The organism is Streptomyces niveiscabiei, from assembly GCF_001419795.1.
In the GTDB taxonomy this organism is placed as follows: domain Bacteria; phylum Actinomycetota; class Actinomycetes; order Streptomycetales; family Streptomycetaceae; genus Streptomyces; species Streptomyces niveiscabiei.
On record NZ_LIRL01000523.1, the window covers coordinates 1 to 3,470 of the forward strand.

Below are 3,470 nucleotides of genomic sequence, written 5' to 3' on the forward strand. Positions count from 1 at the left end.
GTGCCGGGTGGGGGCGAGGTGGGGCATGGCGGTGCGGTGCCTAACTGCTAGCGGAACATGCCGAACTGACGTGACGTCAGCAGCGAGAGGAAGTACGGGAGTTTGTCGACGGCCCGCTTCGGGACCTGGACGGACTGCACGGTGCCGTGGGTCTGGTCGGTGACGACGAGGGTGAAGACGCCGTCCTGCTCGACGAGTTCGGCGGAGTAGACGAGGGTCTGGGTCTGCATGGGTGCGCTCCTTTCGCGCTGGTCTTTTCAGCTGGACTTTCAGCTGGACTTTTCAGCGGGTCGTTTCGACTCGGAGGGTCGTTTCGACTCAGGGGGCCGTTTCGGCGAGCCACGTGTCCCACGCGGCGTCGTCGGTGTCCGGGGCCGGCGTGAACAGGTGGTGGCCGACCCACAGCGGCCAGTTCCAGCGGGCCCCGTTGAAGAAGCGGTACAGGCCGTCGGGGCCGCGCAGTCCGAGGAAGTCCCCGTCCCGGTGGTCGACTTGGACCTGAACCGGGCCGCCGGGCAGCAGGGCCACGACCACGTCGCCCGCTGCGGCTCCCGGCGGCACGCCGAGCCTCTCCCGTACCGCGTCGAAGGCGTCCGGCGACGTGGGCGGCCCGGGCCGGGACGCCTTGACGTACGTGGCGGGGCGCCCGTCGAAGTGCCGCAGGTACTCCGCGAGGCTGTGCTGGTAGAAGTCGACGTGCCGTACGGCCGCGTCGGCGCGGGTGTCCCAGCCGTCGTCGGGGGTGCCGGTGTGCACCCAGTGGATGCCCATCCGCAGCAGGGCGCCGTCCTCGTGCGGCTCGACGCGGTAGCTGAGGGTGTTGGTGAAGCCGTCCAAGTCCGGGGTGCGGCAGGCGAATTCGTGGGGCGGGTCCCAGGCGACGACCGTGGAGGAGCCTCGCGAGACGGCGCCGCCGAGGCGGGGTTCGACGTCCATGGGGTACAGCCAGCCGACGTTGCCGTCGGTGGTGGCGACGGCGCGGAAGACGCGGTCGGGCGCGCAGGGCAGGACCTGTTCGCGGGTCACCTTCAACTCGCGGGTGGGGGTGAGTTCCTGAGTCTCGGTCACCTCGGTGGTCACTTCCTCGGGTTGTGGGTGACGGGCAGCGCCGTGAGGCGGCGTTGCAGCGGGTTGGGGCGCCAGTCCAGTGCGTCCGGGGCGACCGCGAGGCGCAGGCCGGGGCAGCGGGCGAGGAGGGTGGAGACGGCGATCTCGGTCTCCAGGCGGGCCAGCGGGGCGCCCAGGCAGAAGTGCGGTCCGTGGCCGAAGCCGAGGTGCCGGGGGTGGGTGCGGGTCAGGTCGAGGCGGTCGGGGTCGTCGTACCGCTCGGGGTCGCGGCCCGCCGAGGCGAGCAGCAGGTAGACCAGGTCGCCCGGGGGCAACGTACGGCCGCCCAGGTCGAGTTGCTCGGCGGCCACCCGGACGATGGCCTGGCTCGGGGTGTCGTACCGGACGAACTCCTCCACCGCCTGGCGGATCAACTCCGGTTCTTCGCGGAGGCGTTCGAGCTGGTCGGGGTGGCGCAGGAGGGCGAGGAGGCCGTTGCCGACGAGGTTGGTGGTGGTCTCGTCGCCCGCCGTGATCAGCATGAAGCAGGTGGAGAGGACCTCGTGGTCGGTGAGCCGGTCGTCCTGCGCCTGTGCGGTGACCAGGGCGCTGATCAGGTCGTCGCCCGGGTCGGCGCGGCGTTCGCGGGCGAGGCCGGTCAGGTACGTCTCGAAGGCGTCGACGACTTTCTCGGCCTTGTCGATGTCCTCGTGGATGCGGCCCAACCCCCGGAACCACTCCTTGACTTGAGCGCGGTCCGCCTCGGGGATGCCGAACAGTTCGCAGACCACGGCGTGCGGGAGGGGTGAGGCGACGGCGGCGAGCGCGTCGAACGTGGACCCGCCGGCCTCGTCGATCAGCCGGTCCACGACCCCTTGGATCCTGGGCCGCAGCTCCTCCACCCGCCGTGCGGTGAACGCCTTGTTGACGAGTTTCCTCAGGCGCGCGTGGTCCGGCGGGTCGGTGTTGCTCATGACGCGTCCGAGCCGCGCGACGAGCCTGCTCAGCTGCCGCATGCGGCCGTCCTGCGCGACGAGCGCGCCGGTCATCCGGTCCTTGTCGTTCGACAACCGCAGGTCGCCCAGGGCCTGTTCGACGTCGTCGTACCGGAAGACGTACCAAATGCCTTGCTGCGTACGGTGGATGGGGTCGGTGTCCCGCATGCGGGCGTAGAAGGGGTACGGGTCCCGGCGGAAGGTGTCGCTCGCCATCGCCGCCGGGTAGTCGAGGGTGTCGGTGGGGGTCGCCGTCATGTCAGGCGTCCATGGCCCGCACGAGGCTCTTGGGCCGCATGTCCGTCCAGTGCTGCTCGACGTGGTCCAGGCAGGCCTGGCGGGTGTCCTCGGGGTGGGCGACGGTCCAGCCGTCCGGGACGTCGGCGAACGCGGGCCACAGGGAGTGCTGGCCCTCGTCGTTGGTGAGCACGAGGTAGCGGGCGGTGTCGTCCTCGAAGGGGTTCGTCGACATGGCGTCAGATCTCCTCTGTGTCGGTGGAGTTGGCGAGTTCGGCGATGCGTGCGGCGAGCACGGGGCCGAGTTGGGCGAGTGCGCCCGGCTGGGTCATGCGGTCGTGGCGTGCGGTGATGTCGTACGAGGTGATCGGGCCGTCGACGTACGGCTGCCACACGTCGGCTCCCGGGGAGTCCTGCTCGCGGTCGATCGTGGAGTTGAACAGGAGCATCTCGCCCTGGAACACGGCCGGTTCGAAGGTGAGGGCGAGGCTCGCGTTGTTGATCATCACGGCGACGATGGCTTCGAGGTGGCGGCGCTCCAGGCTCGCGAGCGCGCTGCCGCGCTGCCTGAGGACCGTCATCACCTCGTCGTAGGTGAGGTCGCCGTCCGGGAGTTCGTCGGGGTCGCAGTCCAACATGCCGACCAGGACGTCCCGTTCGGAGGGGACCGGCGCCTCGTCGAAGGTGAGGTCGACGACCGGGTAGGCGTCGAGGATCGCGAGCAACGCCGTGCGCTGGCCCAGGCGCCCGAGCTCCGTGGCGACCGCGTGTGCGATGAGTCCGCCGGCCGACCAGCCGAGGAGCAGGTACGGGCCCTCCGGCTGGATCTTGCGGATCTGCTCCACGTAGTCGGCGGCCATCTCCTCGTAGCTGCCCGGCCTGGGTTCGTCCCGGGCGAGGCTGCGCGCCTGGATGGCGTACACGGGGTGGTCGGGGTCGACGTGGCTGAGCAGCCCGCTGTAGCACCAGCTCACGCCGCCGCCGGGGTGCACGCAGAACAGGGGTGTGCCGGTGCCGGTGGGCCGCAGTGGCAGGACGACGTCCAGCGAGCCGTCCGCGTCCTGGAGCGCCAGCCTGCCGGACAGCTCGGCGACGGTCGGAGCCTGGAACAGCGTCCGCAGGCCGATCTCGACGCCCAGGGTGTCCCTGACCGTCGCGACGAGGCGGGCCGCGAGCAGCGAGTGGCCGCCG

Annotated in this window: 5 protein-coding genes; all 5 read right to left on the bottom strand. The window is 70.9% G+C overall.

Annotation, left to right across the window (positions count from 1 at the left end; all coding sequences use genetic code 11):
• Window positions 1–47: 47 nt before the first annotated feature.
• Window positions 48–230 carry a hypothetical protein gene (locus AOK24_RS24805; protein ID WP_055722289.1) on the bottom strand — a complete coding sequence of 61 codons (183 nt, stop codon included), beginning with the start codon at window positions 228–230 and terminating at the stop codon, window positions 48–50.
• 88 nt (window positions 231–318) lie between these two features.
• Window positions 319–1,068 (bottom strand): SRPBCC family protein, encoded by a 750-nt coding sequence (locus AOK24_RS24810; protein ID WP_240554104.1) that lies wholly within the window; start codon window positions 1,066–1,068, stop codon window positions 319–321.
• 8 nt (window positions 1,069–1,076) lie between these two features.
• Window positions 1,077–2,300 (bottom strand): cytochrome P450 family protein, encoded by a 1,224-nt coding sequence (locus AOK24_RS24815; protein WP_055722291.1) that lies wholly within the window; start codon window positions 2,298–2,300, stop codon window positions 1,077–1,079.
• Window position 2,301: 1 nt separating this feature from the next.
• Window positions 2,302–2,514, bottom strand: a complete 213-nt coding sequence (locus AOK24_RS24820) for an MbtH family protein (RefSeq protein WP_055722292.1) — start codon at window positions 2,512–2,514, stop codon at window positions 2,302–2,304.
• 4 nt (window positions 2,515–2,518) lie between these two features.
• Window positions 2,519–3,470, bottom strand: a 952-nt coding sequence (locus AOK24_RS24825; RefSeq protein ID WP_159051971.1) for an alpha/beta fold hydrolase, incomplete at its 5' end; no start/stop codon positions are given.